Here is a 21,856-nt window from a genome sequence, read left to right on the forward strand (position 1 = left end):
CCCATCCCTCGAAATTGTTCGGATCGGCGCTGAGCTTGGCGTCGAGGCTCGCGACCATGCCGCGGATCATCTGCTGACGGTCGCCGGCATTCATGTTTTCGGCCGCCGCCACATCCTGCTGCGTGGGATTGCCGGGGGCAGCCTGATTGGCGCCCGGGGGAGCCTGATCGGCGCCTCCCGGCGCACTGCCATTCATGGCGATATGCTGGTTGACCAGCGGCAGCCAGGGCGCATCGGCCGGAGATTGTTTCGCCAGCGCTTCGAAGGCCTGGCGCGCCTCGTCGCGTCGTCCTGCCTGCTCCATGCTGAGGGCGACGTAGAAGCGAGCGCGCGGATTGTCGGGTTCCAGCGTCAGCGACTGTTCCAGCACCTGCCGCGTCTCCTCCGTCACCACGCCGTCGGAGACCGCCATCAGCGTTTCGGCAAGGCCGTCGAGCCGAGCCGGGCTTGGGCCGAGCAGCCGGATGGCATTGCGGTAGGCCAGTTGCGCGTCGTTCACCCGCATGGTGCGCAGATAGATCGGCGCCAGCACGTCCCAGCCCTTGCCGTCATCGGGGCTCTCGGCCAGGTGCCGTTCCGCCTTGACGATCAGCACCGCCATGTCGTTGCCGGGATTTTCCAGCCGCGCTTCCAGCGGCTGCGAGGGCAGGTCCGGCCTGCCCGTCGTCAAGTAAAGACAGAGGCCGAGAAGCGGCAGCACCAGCAGCACGAAGGCCTCAGTGAAACGGTGATGCCGTGCAGGTTTCGGCGCCTCTTCCGGCCCGCAGGCGGAAACGGCGATCAGCCGACGGCCGATTTCGGCCCTGGCATAATCGGCTTCCTCAGGCGTGATCAGCCCGCCGTTGAGATCGCGGTCGAGTTCGCGCAGCTGGTCGCGATAGACCGCCGCCTCACCCGCACGGATATTCTCCGCCGCCTTCGCACCGCGCAGAAGGGGGTAGAGCAGGACGGCAGCGACGACTGCCGTCAGAACGGCAACGAGAATCCAGAACAGCATATCGGCCCAAATACGTGAAGCCGGCCGCCATTCCAACTGCCAAAGCCGGAATGACGAAGATTTGAGGCTATAAGCCGCAATTCACCTGATTTAGCCGAGCGGGGACCAGCTGCCATCCTCGTTGCGGCAGGCGGCACCCCGCACCACGGTGTCCTTGCCGTCGACGGTCAGTGTATGGGTATATTGCCGGCAGTTTTGCGAACCGACCTGATAGGGTGCGGCGGCGACCACCTTGCCGGTGACGTCCTTGCCGGTCCACAGCATCGGCTGCCCGACGGCAGCACCCTCCAGCGCCCGATATTCGGCCTCGAGTGCCCGCTGCTTGTCGCTATCACCAAGCGTCACGCCGCTGCGGCCGACAAGGCCGCCCTGCAGCGCGGTGAGGAAGGCGGCCGAGGCCGAGGGCTTGCTCGAAAAAATGCCGCGTGAAGCAGCACCCTTCGTCGTCGTGCAGCCGGTGAGCGCGACGGCGACGAGAAGAGCAGAAGCGATCATGCCTTGCGAGCGTAAAATCATTGCGTCGAACCACGATCAGGGGTCAATTTCAGCCGATCGAAGTGCAGCGTCCCCGTGTCAGCATTAAGGCAAAGCATGCTATACATTTGCCAGTATCTTTGTGACATCAAGCAGTTGCTCATGCAACATCCTTTGTGATGCCGGGCAGGATAAGCTTTGCCTTGAGCCCGCCCCATTCGCCGCGGGAAAGCTCGAGCCGTCCTTGATACTCACTTGATATCTCGGTGACGATCGACAGGCCAAGCCCGGTTCCGGGCTTGCTCTCATCGAGCCTGCGGCCGCGCTTCAGTGCCTCGCGGATCTGATCGGGCTCCAGGCCCGGCCCGTCATCCTCGACGGCGAGTTCCACCCAGTGGCGGCGGGCGCTTGCCTCGGCGCCCCTGACGTCCTCGCCGGCCTCGACGGCGGAAAGCCGGACCTTGCTCTTGGCAAAACGGGCCGCATTCTCCAGGAGGTTGCCGACGGTCTCCTCGAGATCCTGCTGCTCCATGGCGACGGCCAGGTGCGGTGGCGAGACGACGAGATCGAATTCGGTATCGACGTTCAGCCGGCGCATGACGCGCACCAGCCGCTCCAGCGCCGGCTCGGCATCGGTGCGGGCGAGCACGGATTCGCGCTGCGCGGCGATGCGGGCCCGGTTGAGATAGGACTGCACCTGGCCCTGCATCGATTCCGCCTGGCTGCGCACCAGTTCGCCGTGGGATTTTTCGAGCACGCGCGCCTCATTGAGGAGAACGGCGATCGGCGTCTTCAGCGAATGGGCGAGATTGCCGACCTGCATGCGGGCCCGCTCGACGATGCGGCGGTTGCTGTCGATCAGCGCGTTGACCTCATTGGCAAGCGGCAGAATCTCGCGCGGGAAGTCACCCTTCAGCTGCTCGCTCTCGCCGGCGCGGATGCGCTCCAAGGCGGCACGCGCCTTGTCGAGCGGCTTCAGGCCATAGAGAATCGCCAGCGCATTGACGATCAGGCTGCCGACGCCGAAGCCGGCAAGCGCCAGATAGAGGCTGTGGGAAAAGGTACGCACGTCGTCCTCGACGACATCGACATTGCCGGTGACGCGGACGCGCGCCGCGCGCCCGTCGGTGTCGAGCACGACTTCGGTTTCGGCCACCTGCACGCGGTTCCCGGAGGCATCCGTCACCTGGTAGTAGCGTTCGTAATTCTTGTCGAAGGGCGCCTCGACGACCGAGGGCACCGGAATGAGCGCCGAGCCGAGCGAGGGCGACACCAGCGGCGCTGTCGTATAGGTGCCGAGCGGCTCCACCACCCAATACCAACCGGTCTTCGGCTGGGCAAAACGCAGGTCGCCGAGCTGCGGGCTGCCGCTGAGCGCGCCCTGATCGCCTATCGTCACCGAGTTGATGACGTTATAGAGCTGCGCCCGCAAGAGATCCTGGAAACCGCGCTCGGCGCTCTTGCGGTAAAGCGTGGAGATCAACAGGCCGATCACGACAAGCGCCACCGTCGACCAGACCGTGGTCAGCAGCAAGACACGTGCGGTGAGCGACTTAATTCGCATGTTTCGGCGCTTGAATGCGGTAACCGAGACCGCGCACCGTTTCGATCAGATCGACGCCCATCTTCTTGCGCAAACGGCCGACAAAGACCTCGATCGTGTTGGAATCGCGGTCGAAATCCTGGTCGTACATGTGCTCGACCAGTTCGGTGCGCGAGACGACCTCGCCCATGTGGTGCATGAGATAGGCAAGCAGGCGGTATTCGTGCGAGGTCAGCTTCAGCGTCGTACCGTTGACCGTCGCCTTCGAGGATTTTGTATCGAGCCGCACCGGGCCGCAGATGATCTCGGAAGAGGAATGCCCGGCCGCACGCCGGATCAGCGCCCGAATGCGCGCCAGCACTTCCTCGACATGGAAGGGTTTGGTGACGTAGTCGTCGGCGCCTGCGTCGATGCCGGCGACCTTGTCGCTCCAGCGGTCGCGCGCCGTCAGAATCAGCACCGGCACGCCGCGCCCGGCGCCGCGCCATTTTTCAAGAACGGTCACTCCATCCAACTCCGGCAGGCCGATATCGAGAATGATGGCGTCATAAGGTTCGGTATCGCCGAGGAAATGGCCTTCCTCGCCGTCGAACGCCTGGTCGACGACATAGCCCGCCTCCTTCAGCGTGTCGGCCAGCTGCCGGTTCAGATTGACGTCGTCTTCGACTACCAGAATACGCATCGGTCCGCCTTCGTCCGCTTCAAATCGATCTGTCCTGAATAGACCGATTCCGCCTACATCGGAACCTTTACCGTCACCTTGCGTGGACGCTGTCCGTTGCCCGATACCAGAACGGTGATGATGCAGGTATCGCCCACCGGCTGCACGGAGAGAAGCTGGCCGCCCGTCTGCTCGACGACCTGGGCTGCCGCGGCGCTGCAATCGCCTGCTACGCTATGAACGAGGGTGCCCGCGCCATCCGGTGAAGGCGCCGATACCACCAATCCGGCGGCCAATGCTGCGACGCTCAGAGGAAAGGCCATGTGCTATGCTTTCAAGGTAATGCCAACGTGGCCCGAATATGTACTCACGCGACCTGAATGGCAAATGAATGCGCTGTAATGCAGGGCATTTAGAACCATTCTCGACTGCTGGCGGCAGCGGCTGAAACCCGCCGCCGCGCCCGGCTTCGGCAGCCTACTTCGCGTGGGAAAAGTCTGCAGCGCTAGGCACGCACGGAGTGCCGAGCGTGGACAAATAGCTGGGCGCCGCGGACCGCCGGGATTGCGATCGCAGCTTTTGCCGACCGGTCGAAGCTGTTATGTCCTTGCTGTTTCCGCATTCAGGTCATTTCAGCACCAATGCCAAATTCTTTCCGCTTCCGCTCGGCGCAGACGGTCACCGTGCTTGCCATCACCCAGGTGATCGGCTGGGGCACGACGTTCGATATGCTCGGGGTGATGGGCCGCATCGTGGCGCCCGCTCTCGGTCTGCCGAACGAGGTGGTGTTTGCCGGCCTGACCATCATGATGATGATCAGCGCTTTCGTTGGTCCCGCGACCGGACGCTGGCTCGCCCGCTATGGCGCCGCCCGTGTGCTTTCGGCCTCATCGCTCATCTTTGCGCTCGGCTTGCTTCTGCTTTCAGCCGCAAACGGCATCATGCTTTATGCCGCCGCCTGGGTCGTCATCGGCATCGGCGGCGCCTGCGGCCTTTCGGCACCGGCCTATACGGCCGTCGTCGAGCGCGAAGGGGCGAACGGCAAACGCGTCATTGCCATCCTCATGCTGTTCACCGGGCTGTCGAGCACCGTCTTCTGGCCGATCCTCAGCCTGCTGAACGAAACCGTGGGATGGCGCATCACCTTCCTCATCTGTGCCGGCCTACAATTCTTCGTCTGCCTGCCGCTGCATCTTTTCGCCCTGCCGAAACCGATCGTAACGCATATCGAAAGCGGCGCGGCAGACATTGGCCCGGTTGCGCTGTCGAAGGCGGGACGGCGCAAAGCCTTCCTGCTGATTGCGGCGGCGACGACGATCTCGACCTTCATTACCTTCGGCATCTCGCCATCGCTGCTCGAAATCTTCCGCCAGTCCGGCCCTTCGCCGGCCTTCGCGCTGCAGCTCGGCGCTGCACGCGGCGTGCTCGGCATCTCGGCGCGTTTCCTCGACATGCTGCTCGGCCGGCGCGGCAACCCCATGCTGAGCGCGGTCATGGGCATCGGCTTGATGATGGTCAGTTTCCCGATCATGCTGGTCGCCGGTTCGTCGACACCGCTGCTCGTCACCTTCGTTCTGCTCTACGGCTTCGGCGCCGGCGTCATGACCGTCGCCCGCGCGCTTCTGCCGCTGGCCTTGTTTTCACCTGCCGAATACGGCCTGCAATCGGCCCGGCTGTCGCTGCCGCAAAACCTCGCCAACGCCATCGCTCCAGTCATCTTCACCGCCATCCTCGACCGCGCCGGCGCCGGGCCGGCCCTCATCGCCTGCGCCGTTCTCGCAGCCTTGTCGCTGACCTTCGTGCTGATATTGATGGCGATGGTGCGCGGCGCCCACGCATCGCAGCCGAGCCCCGTCGTTTCATAAGAGCCCGGCCAGCCTGCGGCGTTCTCTGTCAGCCATTCTTAAGGTGCCTTGCTTATCATCTATCCCTAGGCGGGCACGCCTTCGCGTCTAAGCGCGCCGCCACCAAGGCCGGAAGACGATCAATGAGCAGCCGTTTTTGGCGAATCTTTTGAATCGCTTGCAGCTTCTTTTTCGAAGGTTGAGTCCGGCGGCTCAGAAGTTGAGTCAGCTTTCGCGCGGTATCACCGCGGCAGATCACTTATCCATTTGAACTATGCAGAAATGTTGCTCGGCATCCCCAAGGCTTTAAGCTCACAGGGGCCGTTTCACTGCCGTGCGGCTGTCGTAGTCGGCGGCGATGCGCTTTTCACGAAGCGGCCGCACCCGCTCGATCGAGAGCTGATAATCCGGATGGGCCTTGTAGGCGGCAAGTGCTGCCTCGTCGTCAAATTCGCCGTAGACCACGAGGTCGATCTCGGTGCCCAGCTGATCGGTCTTCACATTGGTGCCGATTTCCAGGAGCCGCGCATGCGGAATGGCGGTCAGAATCGAAAGCCCGGCCCTCACCTCCTGCAAATGCTCCTCCTGCACTGTGAAGAAGACGATATGGCGGATCACGCGAAGCTCCTGTCAAGTTTCAGAGGGTCAGCCGCGCGATAACACGCAAGCCCCAGGCCTTCAACCGCGCGATCACGCCATGCGCAGCATTGGGACGCATCGCCGCATGGAAGGCCATGGCGTAACCCGCGAGCTTTTCCGCCCGGTCGGTGCCATTGACGATGCGCCGCGCGTTCACCCAGTCCTCGGTCGCCCCGTTCAGGTGATCGGCAAGCTTGTGGCCGGTAAAGCTGCCCTGCAGCATACCGTCGATCAGGATGGTCACCGCCGCATCCATCTCCATCGCCCGGTCGGGATCGGCAACGAGGTCGATACCCGTCAGCACGCTCATCGCCTCATAGTTCCGCTTGTGGGTGAGCTGCACCAGGCCGCGCCCGAGCCAGCTGCGGCCATCTTCATCGGGCCGCCAGTAGGGCGTCTTTACCCAGGAAAGCCGGCCTGCGGCAAAGGCCGTTTCCAGGATCTCGACGGCGCGGGCATCGCTTTGCGCCAGCGTCTCGCGAACCGGCTGCATCGTATAGGCGGTCTCATGATAGGCGGTGGCGAGGATATAGGCGAGCCACCGCCGGTCGGCATGCGGAAACCGCTCTTCCCAGGCGTCGAGAATCGCCGTGATGCCCACTACCTGAGGATGCGTCAGCTCTCCCTTGAAGAGTTCGCTCTTCACCGCATCGAAAAATAAACTTCGGTCCATGTGGACGACCATTCCGCGCTTCCCAGAAAACATCGTGGTTAAAACCGCCTTAATCGATTAAAATCCATTTAATCGTTTAAAGTCTTTAAGCCACTGATTTACACACCTTTTATCTTGTGCAATGCATCTTCTTGCCCTGAAGCCTTGCCGCGAAAAGAGGAGACTTCCGATGCAGACGCCTGCCACTCCGCAAACCACCATTCCCCAGCACCTCGTAGACCAGATGGAAAACGAATGGCGCCAGATTCGCCTTGAACGGGAAAATCCGCGCCCGGCCCAGCAGCCTCAACAGCAACGCTGAGAGATACAGGCAAAGCGGCGCGGATGTAAGGCCAGCCCTCATCGCGTCGCAGCCTCAAACCGCTTCGCCAGCGTTTCCAGCGAGCGGATAAAGATCCTTTCGTCTCCCAGCGCCCGCGCCAACACCAGCGCGCCTTGAATGCCGGCGACGCCCTCCTCGGCGAGCGCTTGCGCCTCGTCGTCAGAATAGCCTGCCCGGCTCAACGCCGAACGCAAGGCGCCGATCCAGCGGATGAAATAGTCGCCGATCGCCGCCGAAAACCGTTCCCTCGTGTCGTCAAGGGCGAAGGCGCCGACGAGGCAGATGCGGCGGCCGGATCTGAAGTAATCATTCACATTGACCCACATCGCCGCGATCGCCTGACGGGCGTCATCCTGTCTCAGCGGCCGATAGATCGCCTGCTCGAACCAGGCGTCGATTTCGGCAAGCACGGCGTTAGCCATCTCCTCCTTGCCGCCGGGAAAGAAGTGGTAAAGGCTCCCCTTGCCGAGGCCGGTGCGTTCGGTGATGCGGCTGAGAGACGTCCCCTCATAGCCGAGTTCGCGGAAGATTTCCGCCAGCAGCGGCACGATGTCGGCGCGTTCGTAGACGGTCTTCACCGGCGGAGTTTCCTTGGCCTCGCTTGCGTCAAAGGCCAAGCTCGGTCAGGCCGGGATGATCGTCCGGCCGCCGGCCGAGTGGCCAGTGGTACTTGCGCTCCGATTCTCGGATCGGCAGGTCGTTGATGCAGGCGAAGCGGCGCTGCATCAGGCCGGCGGCATCGAATTCCCAGTTCTCATTGCCATAGGAGCGGAACCAGTTGCCGCTGTCATCGTGCCATTCATAGGCGAAGCGCACGGCGATGCGATCGTCGGTGAAGGCCCAGATCTCCTTGATCAGCCGGTAATCCAACTCCTTCGCCCATTTGCGGGTGAGAAAGGCAGCGATCTCGGCGCGGCCGTTGACGAATTCGGCGCGGTTCCGCCAGCGGCTGTCCGGCGTGTAAACGAGCGAGACGCGCTCAGGATCGCGGCTGTTCCAGCCGTCCTCGGCAAGGCGGACTTTCCGGGTGGCGGTCTCAAGGGTGAAAGGCGGGACGAGGCTGGACATAGGCGCTCCTGTACTGAACGGCAATGATTGTACCGATTGGTACAATGATATGCAAGACGGCCGGGGCAGCGTTTTGCAGCTCCTCACCCGCGGGAGCGCCGCAGCAGATCGGCGCTCTCCTTTTTCCATCGCAGCGGCAAGGCATCCGGGCGCAGCACGATCTGTTCCGGCGTGAACCGCCACAGCCGTTCCGCCCGTTCAAAGCTGGCGACTTCGGGCGAATCCAGCAGCACCTCGACCTTTCCCGCCAGTTGCAGCATGTCGCCGGTTTCAAAATCGACGAAGACCAGCCCGGCCTTCGGGTTGACCAGAAAATTGCCGAGGGTGTTGAAGAACCGATTGCCGGAAAAATCGGGAACGGTCAGCACCCCATCGGCACCGACATGTACGAAGCCGACGTCGCCGCCGCGATGGGAAACGTCAACCTGCCGCTCGCCATTGTCGCGCTCGACATAGGAGGCGACGAAGAAGGTATCGGCGCCCTCGATCATCCCGCGCATGCGATGGTCGAGTTGACCGGGATGCAGCGGCACCACCTCTGTCGGCCTATCGGGATCGCGGACAAAGACGGAAGAGCGAGGCTGGATATATTGCGGGCAATTGCCGAAGCTCTGGCCGACGCGCAGGCGGAAGGCTTCGGCATCCGTTCGGCGAATGACGCCGTTCAGCCGGTTGCGCCGCCGGGTCTCGAGCTGGATGCCGAGCATGGCGATCGCGTCGCCATCCTCCATGCCGGCATCGACCGGATCGGCCGGATCGCGCGGCAGGTCGACATCGAGGCTCTCCGGATCCGGAGAGGACATGAAACCCGGTCGCGCAGCCCGCACCGTTGCCCAGACATCGCCTTTGGCATCGACAGCGCCGAGCACTATGAAGGGCAGCATCGGAAAAAATGCGCGGTGCTGTTCGGGCATCGCCTTGCGGACGAAATTCCGGCCGGGTCCATCCATGCGTTCGACGACCCCGACGCTGCGCTGCATGGCGAGTTCGCCCCGATGCCAGGGTGACGTCGCGTCGTCTCTTGTCTGCTCCAGCATGACGGCCTCCTTGCGGGCATAATTTGGGAAACCGGGACGGTGATCCGTCCCGGCGCAGTCTCACGCGGCAAGGCCGATCTTCGTCTTGCGAAAGCCGACGAAACCGGGCAGCGCCTCGATGCGGGCAAGCCAAGCGCGAACGCTTGGATAGGCCGAGATGTCGACATTGCCTTCTGGCGCATTGGCGATGTAGCTGTAGAGCGCGACGTCGGCGATGACAGGATTGTCGCCAAGCAGGAAAGTGCGGGCGGCGAGCTCTGCCTCGATCAGCGCCAGAATGCGATGCGCCCGGGCGATCACTTCATCGGTGCGGAAATCGGCGCCGAAAACGGTCACCAGGCGGGCGGCGCACGGTCCATAGGCGATCTCACCCGCAGCAACCGAGAGCCATTTCTGTATTCGCGCCGCGGCCAATGCCTGTTCCGGCAACCAGTCGGTGCGGCCATATTTGCGCGCGAGATAGACGAGGATGGCAGAGGAGTCGGCAATGACCGCTCCATCGTCGTCGAGGACCGGCACCTGGCCAAAGGGATTGAGCTTCAGAAATTCGGGCGCCTTGTGGGCGCCCGCCGCCAAGTCGACCTCGACCAGCTCGTAGGGCACGCCAAGCAGCGACAGAAAAAGGTGAACCCGGTGCGAATGGCCGGAAAGCGGGTGGTGGTAGAGTTTCATGATGGTTTCCTTTGGTCTTCCCCATCGACGGGGATTGAGGATGGCCGCCTGCGAACCATCTGCGGGGGAATGTATTGCCTTCCATTTGATTGCAGTAGAATGCTAATCTGGAAGGCATATTCCCAGTTTTCGGAAGGATAAAATGGACCGCCTCGACGCCATGACCGTGCTTCTCGCCGTTGTCGAACAGGGCAGCCTATCCGCCGCCGCCCGGCATTTGCGGTCGCCGCTCGCCACCGTCAGCCGCAAAATTTCCGAGCTGGAAGCCCATCTGAACGCCCAGTTGCTGCAGAGAAGCAACCGGAAGATCACGCTAACGGAGGCCGGCCGCTCCTATATGGAGGCGGCGCGGGAAATTCTCGATCGGGTGGAAGAGGCGGAACGGACGGCGGCGGGCGAATACAGCGTGCCGAAGGGCGAGTTGACGATGACCGCACCGATCGTCTTCGGGCGGCTGCATGTCCTGCCCGTGGTGGTGGACTTCCTCAAAGCCTATCCCGATATCAATCTGCGGCTGATGCTTGGCGACCGGCTGTCGAACCTCGTCGAGGATCACATCGATGTGGCGCTCCGGATCGGCAACCTGCCAGACAGCAACCTGATCGCCACTAGGCTCGGCGCGATGCGCCGGACGGTCTATGCCAGCCCGGATTATCTCGCACGGCAGGTCACACCTCGGCATCCGGGCGATCTCGCCGCGCATCACTGCATCACCTTCGACGGCATGGCCTCGACGCTGAACTGGACATTCACGGAGGGAAAACGCGATCTTACCGTGCCGATCCGCTCACGGCTTGCCGTCAACACCGCCGAGGCTGCGGTCGATGCGGCGGTCGCCGGCCTCGGGATCACCCGGGTCCTGTCCTATCAAGCCGCACGCGCTGAGACGGCCGGCCTGCTTACGCCACTGCTTGCCGATTTCGAACCGCCGCCGGCACCGGTGCATCTCGTCTATCCCGCGCAGGGATTGGTGCCCCTGAAATTGCGGGCGCTCATCGATTTCGCCACGCCGCGCCTGCGCGCCACGCTCAACAGATCTCAGGCTAGTTTACCCTCTTCCGCCTTGTAGAAATACTGGCTGGCGACCAGCCAGCCCTTCAGCGGCCGCAATGGCGGAATGCAGGTGGCGAGCATGAAGGGGCCGGTGACCAGAAGCTGCACCCAGATCGGCGCGGCAAACGCCACCTCCAGCCAGACGCCGAGCAGCACGCTCGGGATGCAGGCAAAGCAGATGACGAAAAAAGCCGGACCATCGGCCGGATCAGCAAAGGAATAATCGAGGCCGCAAGCCTCGCATTCCGGCTGCAGCGTCAGGAAGCCGTTGAACATATGGCCCTGGCCGCAGCGCGGGCAACGCCCCCTGATGCCGGTCTGCAGCGGAGGAAGCGGGGGATATTCGGTTTCCATGACGATCACACCTTGTTCTGCGCCGGCATCAAGCCAATCAATGCCGATAAATGTATGCATTCAATATAAATACATTTTTCGGACATTGCCAGTCAACTCGTCAGAATGTCGCAGAGTTCCGCAGGCCGGGCCGACCGCGTTTGTCTGAAGGGCTTAGCTGCGGCGTTTGCGGCTCAGAAGAACGAAGCCGCCATTTCCGGCGGCCCCTCCAACGCATGGGCCATGAAATCCAGTGCGCCTTGCAGCTTCTCCCGGCTGATCGGGCCGCCGAGGCAGACACGCACGGCCTCGGGCGCGGCGCCCTCGACCGTAAAGGCGTCGCTTGCCACGACGCCGATGCCGGCGGAGCGCATGTGGCTGCCGAAGGTGGAGCGGGTCCAGCCGTTGGAGAGCGGCAGCCAGATGTTGAAACTGAGCGGATCGGCGCGGTAGCTGCCTTCAGGCAGGAGGGCGGCGACCATCTGCTGACGGGCGGCGGCTTCCGTGCGGATGAAGCGCAGGATCGCATCGGCCGTGCCGTCTTCGATCCAGCGGGTGGCGAGCGCCAAGGTCAGCGGCGAGGCCATGACATTGTTGGCGCGCATGGCGCTGACGAAGGGCCACACGGCCTTGCTATCAGGCGCCACGACATAGGCAAGACGCAGGCCGGCACCGATGCATTTCGCCAGCCCGCCGATATGCCAGGTGAGATCTGGCGCCGTTGCCGCAAGCGGCGACGGACCTTCCAGCGGATTGAAGCCGTAGGCATCGTCTTCGACGATCGGCACGTGATATCTGCGGGCAACCGTAGCGATTTCTTCGCGGCGCCTAGCGGGGATGGTCAGCGTCGTCGGGTTTTGCAGCGTCGGATTGAGATAAAGCGCCTTCGGCTGCGACCGCTCGCAGGCTCTCGCAAAGGCGTCCGGCAGGATGCCGTCCTCGTCCATCGGCAGGCCGGTCAGATTGAGCCGCAGCTGGGCGGCGATCGAGCGCATGCCGGGATAGGTGATGATTTCCGAGAGCACGGTCTCGCCCGGTTTTGCCAGCAGGCCGAAGATCGCCAACAGGGCCGGATGGGCGCCAGGCGTGACGAAGATGCGCTCCTGCGAGGGCACCAGCCCGCGACGGCTGAGCCAGGAGGCAGCAGCCTCCTTGTCCATGCCGGAGCCGCCGAAACCCTGGTAGCGCAGGAGCGGAATGAGGTTCGCCGTCACCGCCGACATGCCCTCGCGCATGCGGGCGATCAGCTCGGGATCATCCGGTTCCGGCGGCATGTTCATCGAGAAATCGACGATGGAGGCGCGGCGAGGATCGGGCGCGGCGTCGGGCGCGAATCCCTGGCGCTCCTTGTCCGCGCCACCGGTGACGAAGGTGCCTCGGCCGACATGCGAATCGACAAGCCCGCGCTTCTGCGCCTCGACATACCCTCTCGCCACCGTGGTGAAATCGACATTCAGCCGCTTGGCGAGTTCGCGTTGCGGCGGCAGCCGGTCGCCGGCCACAAGGTGGCCGCTGCGCAGATCCATTTCGATCACATCGGCGATCGCCATATAACGCGGGCTGCTGCTTCGCCCGAGATCGGGATGCCAGTCTTTCATGTCGTCATCCGTGCAGCTTGAGTCTTGATGGGATTGACTGTATATTGTTGCACGATGACGCTGTCACGAAAAATGTCGTATGCAAGACTTCGGTACGGCGATGAATGGCGTGGCGCAGTCCCCAGGGGTTGGAAATTCCATCGGCCATAGCCTTGCCTCCGCCCGCCCATCTTCTTACCTATTCAAGACAGAGTGCGCGAGATTTCGGCCTTTCGCGCCGGCGCTCTGTCAGGATGAAAGCATGAATATCGATCCAATTTTGCGGTCACTCGTGGCCGTTCGTTCTTCCATCCCGGAAGATGCCTTCACAGCAGAGACGCTGGGCACTGTCCGGGAGGGCAGTGGCGTGGTCATTCGCGACAATGGGCTGGTGCTGACCATCGGTTATCTCATCACCGAGGCCGAAGAGGTCTGGCTGACCACCAATGACGGGCGTGTCGTTCCCGCTCATGCACTTGCTTACGATCAGGAAACCGGCTTCGGCCTGGTGCAGGCTCTCGGGGCTCTCAATGCGCCGGCGGTGGATCTCGGCGACGCGGCAAACGCCAAGGCCGGCGATGCCGTCGTGCTTGCCGACGGCATCGGAGAATTCGTCGAGGCAAACATCGTCGCCCGGCAGGAATTCGCCGGCTACTGGGAATATCTGCTTGATGAGGCGATTTTCACGGCGCCGGCACATCCCTCATGGGGCGGTGCGGCGCTGATCGGTTCGGACGGCAAGCTTCTAGGCATCGGTTCGCTTCGCCTGCAAATGAGCCAGGGCGACGAGGTCGCCGATATCAACATGATCGTGCCGATCGACCTTTTGACTCCGATCCTCGACGATCTGTTGAACCGCGGAAGCGTCAACAAACCGCCGCGGCCCTGGCTCGGCGCATTCTCCGCCGAGAGCAATGGCGGCGTGGTGGTGATGAGCGTTGCCGAAGGCGGCCCGGCCGCCCAGGCGGGCCTGCGGCAAGGCGATATCATCTCGGAGATCCGCGACGAAGAGGTCGATGGCCTGGCCGATTTCTACCGCAAGGTCTGGAGCAGCGGCCCGGCCGGCGCCGAGATTCCGATGCGGATTCTCAGGAACGGCCGGGAAGCCTGGCTGCGCATCAAGTCCGCCGACCGCAACAATTTCCTCAAGAAGCCGCAGCTGCAGTAGGTCGCCGACCGCCGCCAAATGCGCTTTCCGCTTGCGCGAATTCTACCGGCGGAGATCTCCGGTGATCCAGCCGATCGCGGCCTTCACCCGTCGCGGCACGAATTGCCGCGACGGGTGAACCGCATGGATCGGCAGGCTGTATTTTTCCCAATCGGCAAGCACTTCGGTCAGCCGCCCGGCGGCGATGTCTTCCTCTACCAGCACCAGCGGCGCATAGACGAGGCCGGCGTCTTCCACCGCGGCAACGCGCATGGCTTCGCCATTGTCGATACCGATATTGCTGTTGATCTTTGCCGCCAGTACCCGTCCATTTTGATCTTCGAAATGCCATTGATCGCGCGGGACGAGGTTGAGGCTTAGGATGCAGCGGTGCTCTTGCAACTGCTCGGGATGGGTCGGGGTGCCGTTCTTGCCGAGATAACCTGGAGAGGCGCAGCAGACGAAGCGATAGGTGCCGATCCTTCTTGCGATCAACGAAGATGGCCGCAGATGCGCCACTCGAATGGCAAGGTCATAGCCTTCGGCGATCAGATCGACGTTCCGGTCGGTCAGATTAAGCTCCAGACTGACCGCGGCATGCTGATTGGCAAAGCGAGCAATGGACGATGCCAAGCGCTTCACGCCGAGCGTCGTCGGTCCGCTGATGCGGAGGTGGCCGGATATTTCATGGTTGTCGGGGCCGGCAATATCGTTCAGCTGCTCCAACTCATCGATGACCCTGCTTGCTCTCTCCAGAAATCTCAGGCCGATCTCGGTGAGCCTCTGGGTTCGCGTGGTGCGCTCGATCAGCTTGACACCATAATCTGTTTCCAAAGCCTGAATGCGCCGGCCCACCATGGCGGGCGAAAGGTTGAGCCTGGCGGCAGCTTTGGCGAAACTGCCAGCCGTCGCCACGGCTACAAAGGTCTTCAAATTGGTGAGATCTGTCATTCGATACTTTTATGCAATTATATTCCGCCATTCAATGCCATTTATGATGTGATCGCGGTCGGATATATCGACGTCATTCAACTCGATGAAGGAACCGACCATATGAAAACCGCTATTATCGGAACTGGAAACATGGGTGCCGGCTTGGCGCGTCGCCTGGCAGGCAAGCGCGAGCTCATCCTCGCATCGCGCAATGAGGCCGCGGCAAAGTCGCTTTCCGAGGAGATCGGCGCGACGAGCGCATCGATCTCTTCCGCCGTGGCCGAAGCCGATGTTCTGGTCGTCGCGCTGCCTTATGCCGCGGCGCTCGAATTTGCCGAAACCGCAGCATTGCAGGGCAAGATCGTCATCGACATTACCAATCCGCTCAAGCCTGATTTCTCCGGCCTGCTGTTCGGTCACGACACGTCTGCAGCCGAAGAAATCCAGCACAGGGCCAAAGGCGCCAAGGTCGTGAAGGCCTTCAATACCATCTTTGCCGAGCTGTTTGCGGCTTCCCCAAAGCACAGCTCCACGATACCGGTCTTCCTGGCCGGGGACGACAATGCTGTCGAAACCGCCGCAGCGCTGGTGAAGGATGCCGACTTTGCTGTCGAGAAAACCGGCTCGCTCGATGCCGCTCGCCTGCTCGAACCCTTGGGGATGCTGAATATCCGCCTTGGTTACGGCCTGGGCCGCGGTACCGGGATCGCCCCGAAATGGGTCGCCATCGACGGCTGAGATCACGGCTGGTCTCCGCCCATGCGGGGCCAGTCATTCCTGCTTCCTGATTGAACGGCTGACCGAGTCGCTGAAAGGATCGCCTAAATCATTGAGCTGCCAAACCATATCGGCTAGACCCGTTCCTGACGTGAGACGGCGGTTGAAAGATGGTGGCGTCGTTCGAAGCCTGGGCAAACCTCTGTCGTCTGATTGGCTTCGCCATCGACAAACAGCGCGGCCTCGCCGCGGAAGATCGCGCCCTCTCCAGGCTGCGCCGGCGGCCTCTTTAGATCGTCAATGCACTGAGATAAGCGGATCGCCATCTGCCGCCTCCCGCGACGCGCGAGGACGCGTGCTGTCGTTGGCGACCTTCCTGTGCCCGTCGGCTGCAGCCTCGCGGATTTTCTGGAAGCGGTTGTCGCCAGCGTCTTCTGCGGCTGGCTGCGGGTCGCTCTTTTTTTTGAAACGGATCATCGATCATTCCTGCGTCAACAGAGGGAGCGCCCCGCACAGGTGGCGGAGCGCTCTCGAAAACAGTGTCAGGCGGCAAGCGTGGTGGCGCAGGCTTGAACACTCCGGCTGTCGGGTGAGGTCTGCCCAGGCATGGTGGCCCAGCCGCCGGCCTCAACGAACTGACGCTGCTTGTAGCCGTCGGTGATCGCCTTGAACTCGGTAAGCTTGGCGGCCGCATCCGGCGCTGCTTTGAACCGCTCGACGCAAATGGCCGACGCTAGATCTCCGCGTGCAACGTCGCCGGCGGCGGCTGCCGCTTTGCTTGACGTGCCGCCTGTTACCCAACCGCCCCAGCTGAAGCCGATAATCATCGTGGCGATCGCCGTGACGACGCAGGCCCAGACGAGAAGCGTCTTGGATGGCTGGTAACTGTCGAAACGCTGGGTGATCGATGTTTTACTGCTGCTCTGCACGGACATTGGAATTCTCCCCGTCTGTTGTTCAAGTTGCGCCGTCCGGCGATGCCGGACCGGTTCAGGCTGTTCTCAGTATCCCATATCGCCCATGCCGCCATTTCCGGCTGCAGGGGCGGAGTCTCTTGCGGGAATGTCGGCGATCATCACCTCGGCGGTGATCAGCAGCGCCGCAATCGAACCGGCGTCCTGCAGAGCAGTGCGCACGACCTTGGCAGGATCGACGATGCCGGCCTCGATCATATCGACATAGGTCTCCGTTTGGGCGTCGAAGCCCTGATTGTCATTATTACTGCCCGCGAGTTTGCCGACGACGATTGAGCCCTCGAACCCGGCATTGTCGGCGATCTGTCGGATCGGGGCTTCGAGCGCCCTGAGCACGATCGAGATGCCCGCCGTCACGTCGGCGTTCTCCCCGGTCAGGCCCGTCAGGGCCGACTTGGCGCGCAACAATGCCACGCCACCGCCGGGCACGATGCCCTCTTCGACCGCCGCACGGGTGGCGTTCAGCGCATCGTCGATGCGGTCCTTCTTTTCCTTGACCTCCGTCTCGGTCGCGCCGCCGACGCGGATGACCGCGACGCCGCCGGCGAGTTTCGCCAGGCGCTCCTGCAGCTTTTCCCTGTCGTAATCGGAAGTGGTCTCCTCGATCTGCGCCTTGATCTGCTGGATACGCGCATGGATGGCCGCTTTCTCGCCGGAGCCGTCGATGATCGTGGTGCTGTCTTTCTCGATCAGCACGCGCTTGGCGTGGCCGAGCATATCGAGCGTGACGTTGTCGAGCTTGATGCCGAGATCCTCGGAAATCATCTGGCCCGCCGTGAGCACGGCAATGTCTTCCAGCATTGCCTTACGGCGATCACCGAAACCCGGCGCCTTGACGGCTGCGACCTTCAGGCCGCCGCGCAGCTTGTTGACGACAAGCGTCGCCAGCGCTTCACCCTCGACGTCCTCCGAGATGAGGAGCAGCGGTTTGCCGGTCTGTACGACCGCTTCCAGGATCGGCAACATCGCCTGCAGGCTGCCGAGTTTCTTCTCGTGAATGAGGATATAGGGATCCTCCAGTTCCGCGCGCATCTTCTCGGCATTGGTGACGAAATATGGCGAGAGATAGCCGCGGTCGAACTGCATACCCTCGACGACATCGAGTTCGGTCTCGGCGGTTCGTGCCTCTTCGACCGTTATGACGCCCTCATTGCCGACCTTGTCCATCGCCTTGGCGATCATCTCGCCAATGGCGGCGTCGCCATTGGCGGCAATGGTGCCGACCTGGGCGATCTCGCCTGACGACTTGACCTTCATCGCCCGCGCCTTGATTTCCTTGACGACGGCGATAACGCCGAGATCGATGCCGCGCCTCAGATCCATCGGGTTCATCCCGGCAGCGACGAGCTTTGCGCCTTCGCGGAAAATGGAGGCGGCGAGAACAGTTGCCGTCGTCGTGCCGTCGCCGGCAAGATCATTGGTCTTCGAAGCCACCTCGCGCACCATTTGCGCGCCCATGTTCTCGAACTTGTCGGCGAGCTCGATCTCCTTGGCGACGCTAACGCCGTCTTTGGTGATGCGCGGTGCGCCATAGGCCTTGTCGATGACGACGTTGCGGCCCTTCGGGCCAAGCGTCACCTTGACGGCGTTGTTGAGCAATTCGACGCCGCGCAGCAGGCGGTCGCGCGCGTCGGTGGAGAACCTGATTTCCTTGGCAGACATGATATTTCTTCCCAGTTCGGTCTTGAGATGCTGGTCACAAATTCGACGCTCAGGCGGCTTTGTCGGCAGCCGCTTGGGTCTTTTCGACGATGCCCATGATGTCGGTCTCCTTCATGATCAGAAGGGTTTCGCCATCGATCGTGACCTCTGTCCCCGACCATTTTCCAAACAGGATGAGATCACCGACCTTGACATCAAGCGGGACCAGATTGCCGCTTTTGTCGCGGAGACCCGGGCCGACTGCGACCACTTCGCCTTGCTGGGGCTTCTCCTTGGCGGTGTCTGGAATGATGATCCCGCCCTTGGATTTGACATCGCCTTCCGCACGTCGGATGACGACGCGGTCGTGAAGTGAACGGAATTTCATAGAGGTCTTTCTGCTGCCGGCGCGTAGGGCGGCTGCAACTCATAAATAGCACTCGTGGCACTCGATTGATAGGAGTGCCAAGAAATATTATTCACGCAGGAATTTTTTTGAGATATTCAGGAAATCAATCCGACCGAATATTTTGTAATAATCGGGAAGTGAATAGAATTTTTTGCGCCATCGCGTCCGATTTTATTTGAATGAACAAAGAGTTAATTTGGCATTTTTCATAGAAAAATCAGATTTTATCTTGATTTAAACGCAATCGAGGCGCAATGATAGGTCTCGTCGATTTAGCCGACCTGGCTTCGCGGTGTCAGAGACCTACGACCCGCCATCACCACTGAATTCTCGACAGCGATCCATAACGTCGTTCCGGCGTTGAGTTCGCCTGTTCCGATCCGGAATGAGCTTGGCGCTGACCGCGGATGTACCGGCAGCCTCGAGTTCGTCCGGTTCGGATCTCAATGATACAGGAAACATATCGGTGTATCCTGCGGAGGCCTGAGCCGTGACAAGTCGCACCACACAAACCGTCGTCCGCTTTTCATCCCCATTCCGCCTGCCCGGTTTCGACAGAGCGCAGCCAGCCGGAGAATACCGCGTCGATTATGACGAGGAATTGATCGATGGCGTCTCCAGGCTTGCCTGGCGACGGGTCGGCGCCTTCATCCACCTGCCGGCGATAGCCGCCCAGAGTTCGACGCAGCAAATGATGCCTATCCACTTGTCAGATCTCGAAACCGTGCTCGAAAAGGACCAAAAACCGTCATGACCGCTACGCGCATCCCGCAACGCAATGGACGCTCCATCCGGCGCGAGGCAGCAACACATATCTTCACGGTGGGGCAGACCGTCCGGGTGAAGGACGGGTTCTTCGTCGTTCCCTCCAAGCTCCCCGAAACATACCGTGTTACCGCCACGCTGCCTCTCAGAGGAAATGTGCTGCAATACCGCATCCGCAGTGACGATGAACGTCATGAGCGGGTCGTGACGGAAGATAGCCTGGAATCGGTAAACCTATCGCCCGCCGGCAGCGGCGCAACACTGATCGAGAGGACGTTTGGCCAAGGCCGCGGCCCGAATGACGAAAGGTTGACATCGTGAACAGCCATGGAGACGAAGCCGAACGAAGACGGAATGCCTTTGCCGTCCACACATGGGAAGCGCCCGGCCGCTACTCCATGGAGACCAAACACGACGGCCGGATCGAATCCGCCCGTTCGTGGACCGTCTATCGTGTTTCTGCAAGCGTTCCCGTGCACGCCGGCCATACGGAAGCCGGGGAAGACATGATGTCCTTCAATCTCCTCAACATAGGATATCGGAAGGAATGGCTCAGGCTGTCGGGCACCGCTCGGAGTGCTCGGAAGAGCCCGCCGGTCCAACCATGGCGCTAGCTTTTCTGAACCTAAGCCGTAGCTTCGATCCGGCGAGAAATGCTGTGCGCTTCGTGGGCCATGACGGCATGTTCCAGGTGTTGTTCTTCATCGAGGTTGGCGCGCTGGCGAAATCCGACGCCGCATTGCAAAGAACCGAGCCTTCGGTAACGAGGTGGCTATCCTCCTTCGACGCCCTGCGCAACTCCATTCAGGAGGTGGCGCACAAAGCCTACTCCTACCGCCGCCGCGCCTTTTATACTCTAACTGCGGCGGATTTCCGCTAGACGGATCCGGACGCGCGAGAACGCTCCATGTTGATCCGTTACGGCTATGAAATGACGCTGACCTGCCCGCAGCCGACCGCATTGGTATGTCTGTTGTCGGTGCATGAGGATCGTGCGGCCGACATCAGAGTTCCGGAAACGGTATTCACCACGCCCAATGTTCCCACTTCGACTTATCGCGACCTCTTCGGCAACCGCTGCCTTCGGCTGGTCGCCCCGACGGGCGACCTGACCATATGGGGCGATGCGACGATCGAAGACGACGGCAAACCGGACAGGTCGCTGCCAGGCGCCAGGGAATTCCCGGTTTCGGAGTTGCCAGACGATTGCCTCGTCTACCTGATGGGCAGCCGCTATTGCGAAACGGATCGTCTCAGTCAGATTGCGTGGGATATGTTCGGCACCGTCGCACCCGGCTGGAGCCGCGTTCAGGCGATCTGCGACTTCGTTCACGGCCATATCCAATTCGACTACATGCAGGCGCGATCGACGCGGACAGCCTTCGAGGCGTTCCACGAACGCGTCGGCGTCTGTCGCGACTTTGCGCATCTGGCGGTGGCGTTGTGCCGTTGCCTCAACATTCCTGCCCGATATATCAATGGTCATCTCGGCGACATCGGCATTCCCGTCGTTGATCCAATGGACTTCAGCGCCTGGATCGAGGTCTTCCTTGACGGTGCATGGCATGCATTCGATCCGCGCAACAACACACCGCGGATCGGTCGCATCGTCGTCGCCCGCGGGCGCGACGCTGCCGACATACCGCTCATCAATTCCTTCGGACCGCATGTGCTGAAGGCGTTTCGAGTCTGGACCTATGAGATGACGGACCTGCAGCAGATGCAAAGCGTCTCCGAGGGCGCTGTTTAGAACGGATGCGGCAGCAGCCTCACCGCCCCGGAGCCGGACTCTGCCCTCCCCAAAACCACGTGACAGCGGCTGGGGAGAATCACCGGCCATGAATGAGCAGGCAAGCTGCGATGACGATGCAAGCCCATTCGTTGACTCGGGACGGCGGTTGAAAGATGTTGGCATCGTGCCATCTTGGGGATGAGCAATCCTTCGGGGATTGGCGAAAAAGGGAGGGAGTTTTGCGGCCCATGTTCGATCATGTCTCCATCGGCGTCAAAGACCTCGAAAGAGCCCGCCATTTCTATGATGCGGCGCTGGCGCCGCTCGGATATGAGCGCCTGTCCAATTCCGACACCATGATCGGCTATGGCCCGGAACGGGTCGGGCTCTGGGTGATGCAGGTCGAGCAGCCGGTTCTTGCCGATCTGCGATCCGGGCTGCATTTCTGCTTCGTCGCGCCTGATGAAGCCGCCGTCGATGCCTTTCACGCGGCAGCGGTCGCCTCCGGCGGCACTGATAATGGCGAACCCGGCATTCGGCCGAATTACGGGCAGTTCTATTATGCAGCCTTTATCATCGACCCGGACGGCTACCGTCTCGAAGCCTATTTCCATAAAGGCGAACTGTAATAGGCGCTAGCTCTGA

General features: G+C 61.8%; 29 protein-coding genes. 11 read left to right on the plus strand and 18 right to left on the minus strand.

What is annotated here, in order from left to right; translation table 11 throughout:
• The 5 genes from ccmI to FHX03_RS00025 all read right to left on the minus strand — a co-directional run.
• On the minus strand, positions 1-997 hold a 997-nt coding region (gene ccmI / locus FHX03_RS00005), incomplete at its 3' end, for a c-type cytochrome biogenesis protein CcmI (RefSeq protein ID WP_183851886.1).
• 90 nt (positions 998-1,087) lie between these two features.
• Entirely contained in the window at positions 1,088-1,513 is a 426-nt protein-coding gene (locus FHX03_RS00010; protein ID WP_097627748.1) for a hypothetical protein, read from the minus strand.
• Positions 1,514-1,631: 118 nt separating this feature from the next.
• Entirely contained in the window at positions 1,632-3,035 is a 1,404-nt protein-coding gene (locus FHX03_RS00015; protein WP_097627747.1) for a sensor histidine kinase, read from the minus strand.
• Positions 3,025-3,696 carry a response regulator transcription factor gene (locus FHX03_RS00020; RefSeq protein ID WP_003569356.1) on the minus strand — a complete coding sequence of 224 codons (672 nt, stop codon included), beginning with the start codon at positions 3,694-3,696 and terminating at the stop codon, positions 3,025-3,027. Before FHX03_RS00020 ends, FHX03_RS00015 begins: the two co-directional genes overlap by 11 nt.
• A gap of 53 nt (positions 3,697-3,749) precedes the next feature.
• Complete coding sequence (locus tag FHX03_RS00025) at positions 3,750-3,998, minus strand: hypothetical protein (RefSeq protein ID WP_003587696.1); 249 nt, start codon at positions 3,996-3,998, stop codon at positions 3,750-3,752.
• Positions 3,999-4,316: 318 nt separating this feature from the next.
• Here FHX03_RS00025 and FHX03_RS00030 point away from each other — a divergent pair, with 318 nt between their 5' ends.
• Complete coding sequence (locus FHX03_RS00030; protein ID WP_183851889.1) at positions 4,317-5,540, plus strand: MFS transporter; 1,224 nt, start codon at positions 4,317-4,319, stop codon at positions 5,538-5,540.
• A gap of 291 nt (positions 5,541-5,831) precedes the next feature.
• Here the strand turns inward: FHX03_RS00030 and FHX03_RS00035 are convergent, their stop codons facing one another.
• Both FHX03_RS00035 and FHX03_RS00040 read right to left on the minus strand, forming a co-directional pair.
• A complete protein-coding gene (locus FHX03_RS00035; RefSeq protein ID WP_097627741.1) occupies positions 5,832-6,137 on the minus strand; it encodes a Dabb family protein in 306 nt (101 codons plus the stop codon).
• A gap of 19 nt (positions 6,138-6,156) precedes the next feature.
• Positions 6,157-6,843 (minus strand): hypothetical protein, encoded by a 687-nt coding sequence (locus FHX03_RS00040; protein WP_183851891.1) that lies wholly within the window; start codon positions 6,841-6,843, stop codon positions 6,157-6,159.
• 157 nt (positions 6,844-7,000) lie between these two features.
• On the opposite strand from FHX03_RS00040, the gene FHX03_RS34875 reads away from it, so the two are divergent.
• Positions 7,001-7,132, plus strand: a complete 132-nt coding sequence (locus tag FHX03_RS34875) for a hypothetical protein (protein WP_003587702.1) — start codon at positions 7,001-7,003, stop codon at positions 7,130-7,132.
• Positions 7,133-7,170: 38 nt separating this feature from the next.
• Here FHX03_RS34875 and FHX03_RS00045 read toward each other — a convergent pair whose 3' ends face one another.
• From FHX03_RS00045 to FHX03_RS00060, 4 genes are all read right to left on the minus strand, one after another.
• Positions 7,171-7,731, minus strand: a complete 561-nt coding sequence (locus tag FHX03_RS00045) for a TetR/AcrR family transcriptional regulator (protein WP_183851893.1) — start codon at positions 7,729-7,731, stop codon at positions 7,171-7,173.
• Positions 7,732-7,759: 28 nt separating this feature from the next.
• Positions 7,760-8,221 carry a DUF1348 family protein gene (locus FHX03_RS00050; RefSeq protein ID WP_183851894.1) on the minus strand — a complete coding sequence of 154 codons (462 nt, stop codon included), beginning with the start codon at positions 8,219-8,221 and terminating at the stop codon, positions 7,760-7,762.
• 83 nt (positions 8,222-8,304) lie between these two features.
• Complete coding sequence (locus tag FHX03_RS00055; protein ID WP_183851896.1) at positions 8,305-9,258, minus strand: pyridoxamine 5'-phosphate oxidase family protein; 954 nt, start codon at positions 9,256-9,258, stop codon at positions 8,305-8,307.
• Between the two features lie 60 nt (positions 9,259-9,318).
• Positions 9,319-9,930: a glutathione S-transferase family protein gene (locus FHX03_RS00060; RefSeq protein ID WP_097627735.1), complete on the minus strand. Its 612-nt coding sequence runs from the start codon at positions 9,928-9,930 to the stop codon at positions 9,319-9,321.
• Positions 9,931-10,072: 142 nt separating this feature from the next.
• Here FHX03_RS00060 and FHX03_RS00065 point away from each other — a divergent pair, with 142 nt between their 5' ends.
• Positions 10,073-10,999: a LysR family transcriptional regulator gene (locus FHX03_RS00065; protein ID WP_183851898.1), complete on the plus strand. Its 927-nt coding sequence runs from the start codon at positions 10,073-10,075 to the stop codon at positions 10,997-10,999.
• Here FHX03_RS00065 and FHX03_RS00070 read toward each other — a convergent pair.
• The gene (locus tag FHX03_RS00070; RefSeq protein WP_097627773.1) at positions 10,969-11,337 is read right to left on the minus strand and encodes a DUF983 domain-containing protein; all 369 of its coding nucleotides are present in this window, start codon (positions 11,335-11,337) and stop codon (positions 10,969-10,971) included. The two genes, FHX03_RS00065 and FHX03_RS00070, sit on opposite strands and share 31 nt — an antisense overlap.
• Positions 11,338-11,510: 173 nt before the next feature.
• A complete protein-coding gene (locus FHX03_RS00075; RefSeq protein ID WP_183851900.1) occupies positions 11,511-12,914 on the minus strand; it encodes a PLP-dependent aminotransferase family protein in 1,404 nt (467 codons plus the stop codon).
• Positions 12,915-13,155: 241 nt separating this feature from the next.
• On the opposite strand from FHX03_RS00075, the gene FHX03_RS00080 reads away from it, so the two are divergent.
• The gene (locus tag FHX03_RS00080) at positions 13,156-14,061 is read left to right on the plus strand and encodes a S1C family serine protease (RefSeq protein ID WP_097627729.1); all 906 of its coding nucleotides are present in this window, start codon (positions 13,156-13,158) and stop codon (positions 14,059-14,061) included.
• Between the two features lie 42 nt (positions 14,062-14,103).
• Here FHX03_RS00080 and FHX03_RS34960 read toward each other — a convergent pair whose 3' ends face one another.
• On the minus strand, positions 14,104-14,991 hold the full coding sequence (locus tag FHX03_RS34960) for a LysR family transcriptional regulator (RefSeq protein ID WP_097627727.1): 888 nt from the start codon (positions 14,989-14,991) through the stop codon (positions 14,104-14,106).
• A 102-nt stretch (positions 14,992-15,093) separates the two neighbouring features.
• On the opposite strand from FHX03_RS34960, the gene FHX03_RS00090 reads away from it, so the two are divergent.
• Positions 15,094-15,711, plus strand: coding sequence for an NADPH-dependent F420 reductase (locus tag FHX03_RS00090; protein ID WP_097627772.1), 618 nt, complete (start codon positions 15,094-15,096; stop codon positions 15,709-15,711).
• Positions 15,712-15,987: 276 nt separating this feature from the next.
• On the opposite strand, the gene FHX03_RS00095 is transcribed toward FHX03_RS00090, so the two are convergent.
• The 4 genes from FHX03_RS00095 to groES all read right to left on the minus strand — a co-directional run bounded on the left by FHX03_RS00095 (position 15,988) and on the right by groES (position 18,693).
• Positions 15,988-16,167, minus strand: coding sequence for a hypothetical protein (locus tag FHX03_RS00095; protein ID WP_097627725.1), 180 nt, complete (start codon positions 16,165-16,167; stop codon positions 15,988-15,990).
• A gap of 65 nt (positions 16,168-16,232) precedes the next feature.
• Positions 16,233-16,625 (minus strand): hypothetical protein, encoded by a 393-nt coding sequence (locus tag FHX03_RS00100; protein ID WP_097627723.1) that lies wholly within the window; start codon positions 16,623-16,625, stop codon positions 16,233-16,235.
• Between the two features lie 66 nt (positions 16,626-16,691).
• Positions 16,692-18,326: a chaperonin GroEL gene (gene groL, locus FHX03_RS00105; protein WP_183851902.1), complete on the minus strand. Its 1,635-nt coding sequence runs from the start codon at positions 18,324-18,326 to the stop codon at positions 16,692-16,694.
• Positions 18,327-18,375: 49 nt separating this feature from the next.
• Positions 18,376-18,693, minus strand: a complete 318-nt coding sequence (groES, locus tag FHX03_RS00110) for a co-chaperone GroES (RefSeq protein ID WP_064654061.1) — start codon at positions 18,691-18,693, stop codon at positions 18,376-18,378.
• Positions 18,694-19,204: 511 nt separating this feature from the next.
• Here groES and FHX03_RS00115 point away from each other — a divergent pair.
• The 6 genes from FHX03_RS00115 (at position 19,205) to FHX03_RS00135 (ending at position 21,840) form a co-directional block, all read left to right on the plus strand.
• A complete protein-coding gene (locus tag FHX03_RS00115; RefSeq protein WP_097627771.1) occupies positions 19,205-19,468 on the plus strand; it encodes a hypothetical protein in 264 nt (87 codons plus the stop codon).
• Positions 19,465-19,800 (plus strand): hypothetical protein, encoded by a 336-nt coding sequence (locus tag FHX03_RS00120; RefSeq protein WP_097627717.1) that lies wholly within the window; start codon positions 19,465-19,467, stop codon positions 19,798-19,800. The genes FHX03_RS00115 and FHX03_RS00120 overlap by 4 nt, the downstream gene beginning before the upstream one ends.
• Positions 19,797-20,093 carry a hypothetical protein gene (locus tag FHX03_RS34965; RefSeq protein ID WP_097627716.1) on the plus strand — a complete coding sequence of 99 codons (297 nt, stop codon included), beginning with the start codon at positions 19,797-19,799 and terminating at the stop codon, positions 20,091-20,093. Before FHX03_RS00120 ends, FHX03_RS34965 begins: the two co-directional genes overlap by 4 nt.
• Positions 20,084-20,359 (plus strand): DUF1488 domain-containing protein, encoded by a 276-nt coding sequence (locus FHX03_RS00125; RefSeq protein ID WP_097627714.1) that lies wholly within the window; start codon positions 20,084-20,086, stop codon positions 20,357-20,359. The genes FHX03_RS34965 and FHX03_RS00125 overlap by 10 nt, the downstream gene beginning before the upstream one ends.
• Before the next feature lie 27 nt (positions 20,360-20,386).
• A complete protein-coding gene (locus FHX03_RS00130) occupies positions 20,387-21,229 on the plus strand; it encodes a transglutaminase-like domain-containing protein (protein WP_183851904.1) in 843 nt (280 codons plus the stop codon).
• A 230-nt stretch (positions 21,230-21,459) separates the two neighbouring features.
• Positions 21,460-21,840, plus strand: coding sequence for a VOC family protein (locus FHX03_RS00135; RefSeq protein WP_183851906.1), 381 nt, complete (start codon positions 21,460-21,462; stop codon positions 21,838-21,840).
• The last annotated feature ends 16 nt before the right edge of the window (positions 21,841-21,856 follow it).

It is taken from the genome of Rhizobium sp. BK456, assembly GCF_014194045.1.
Classification (GTDB): Bacteria; Pseudomonadota; Alphaproteobacteria; order Rhizobiales; family Rhizobiaceae; genus Rhizobium; species Rhizobium redzepovicii.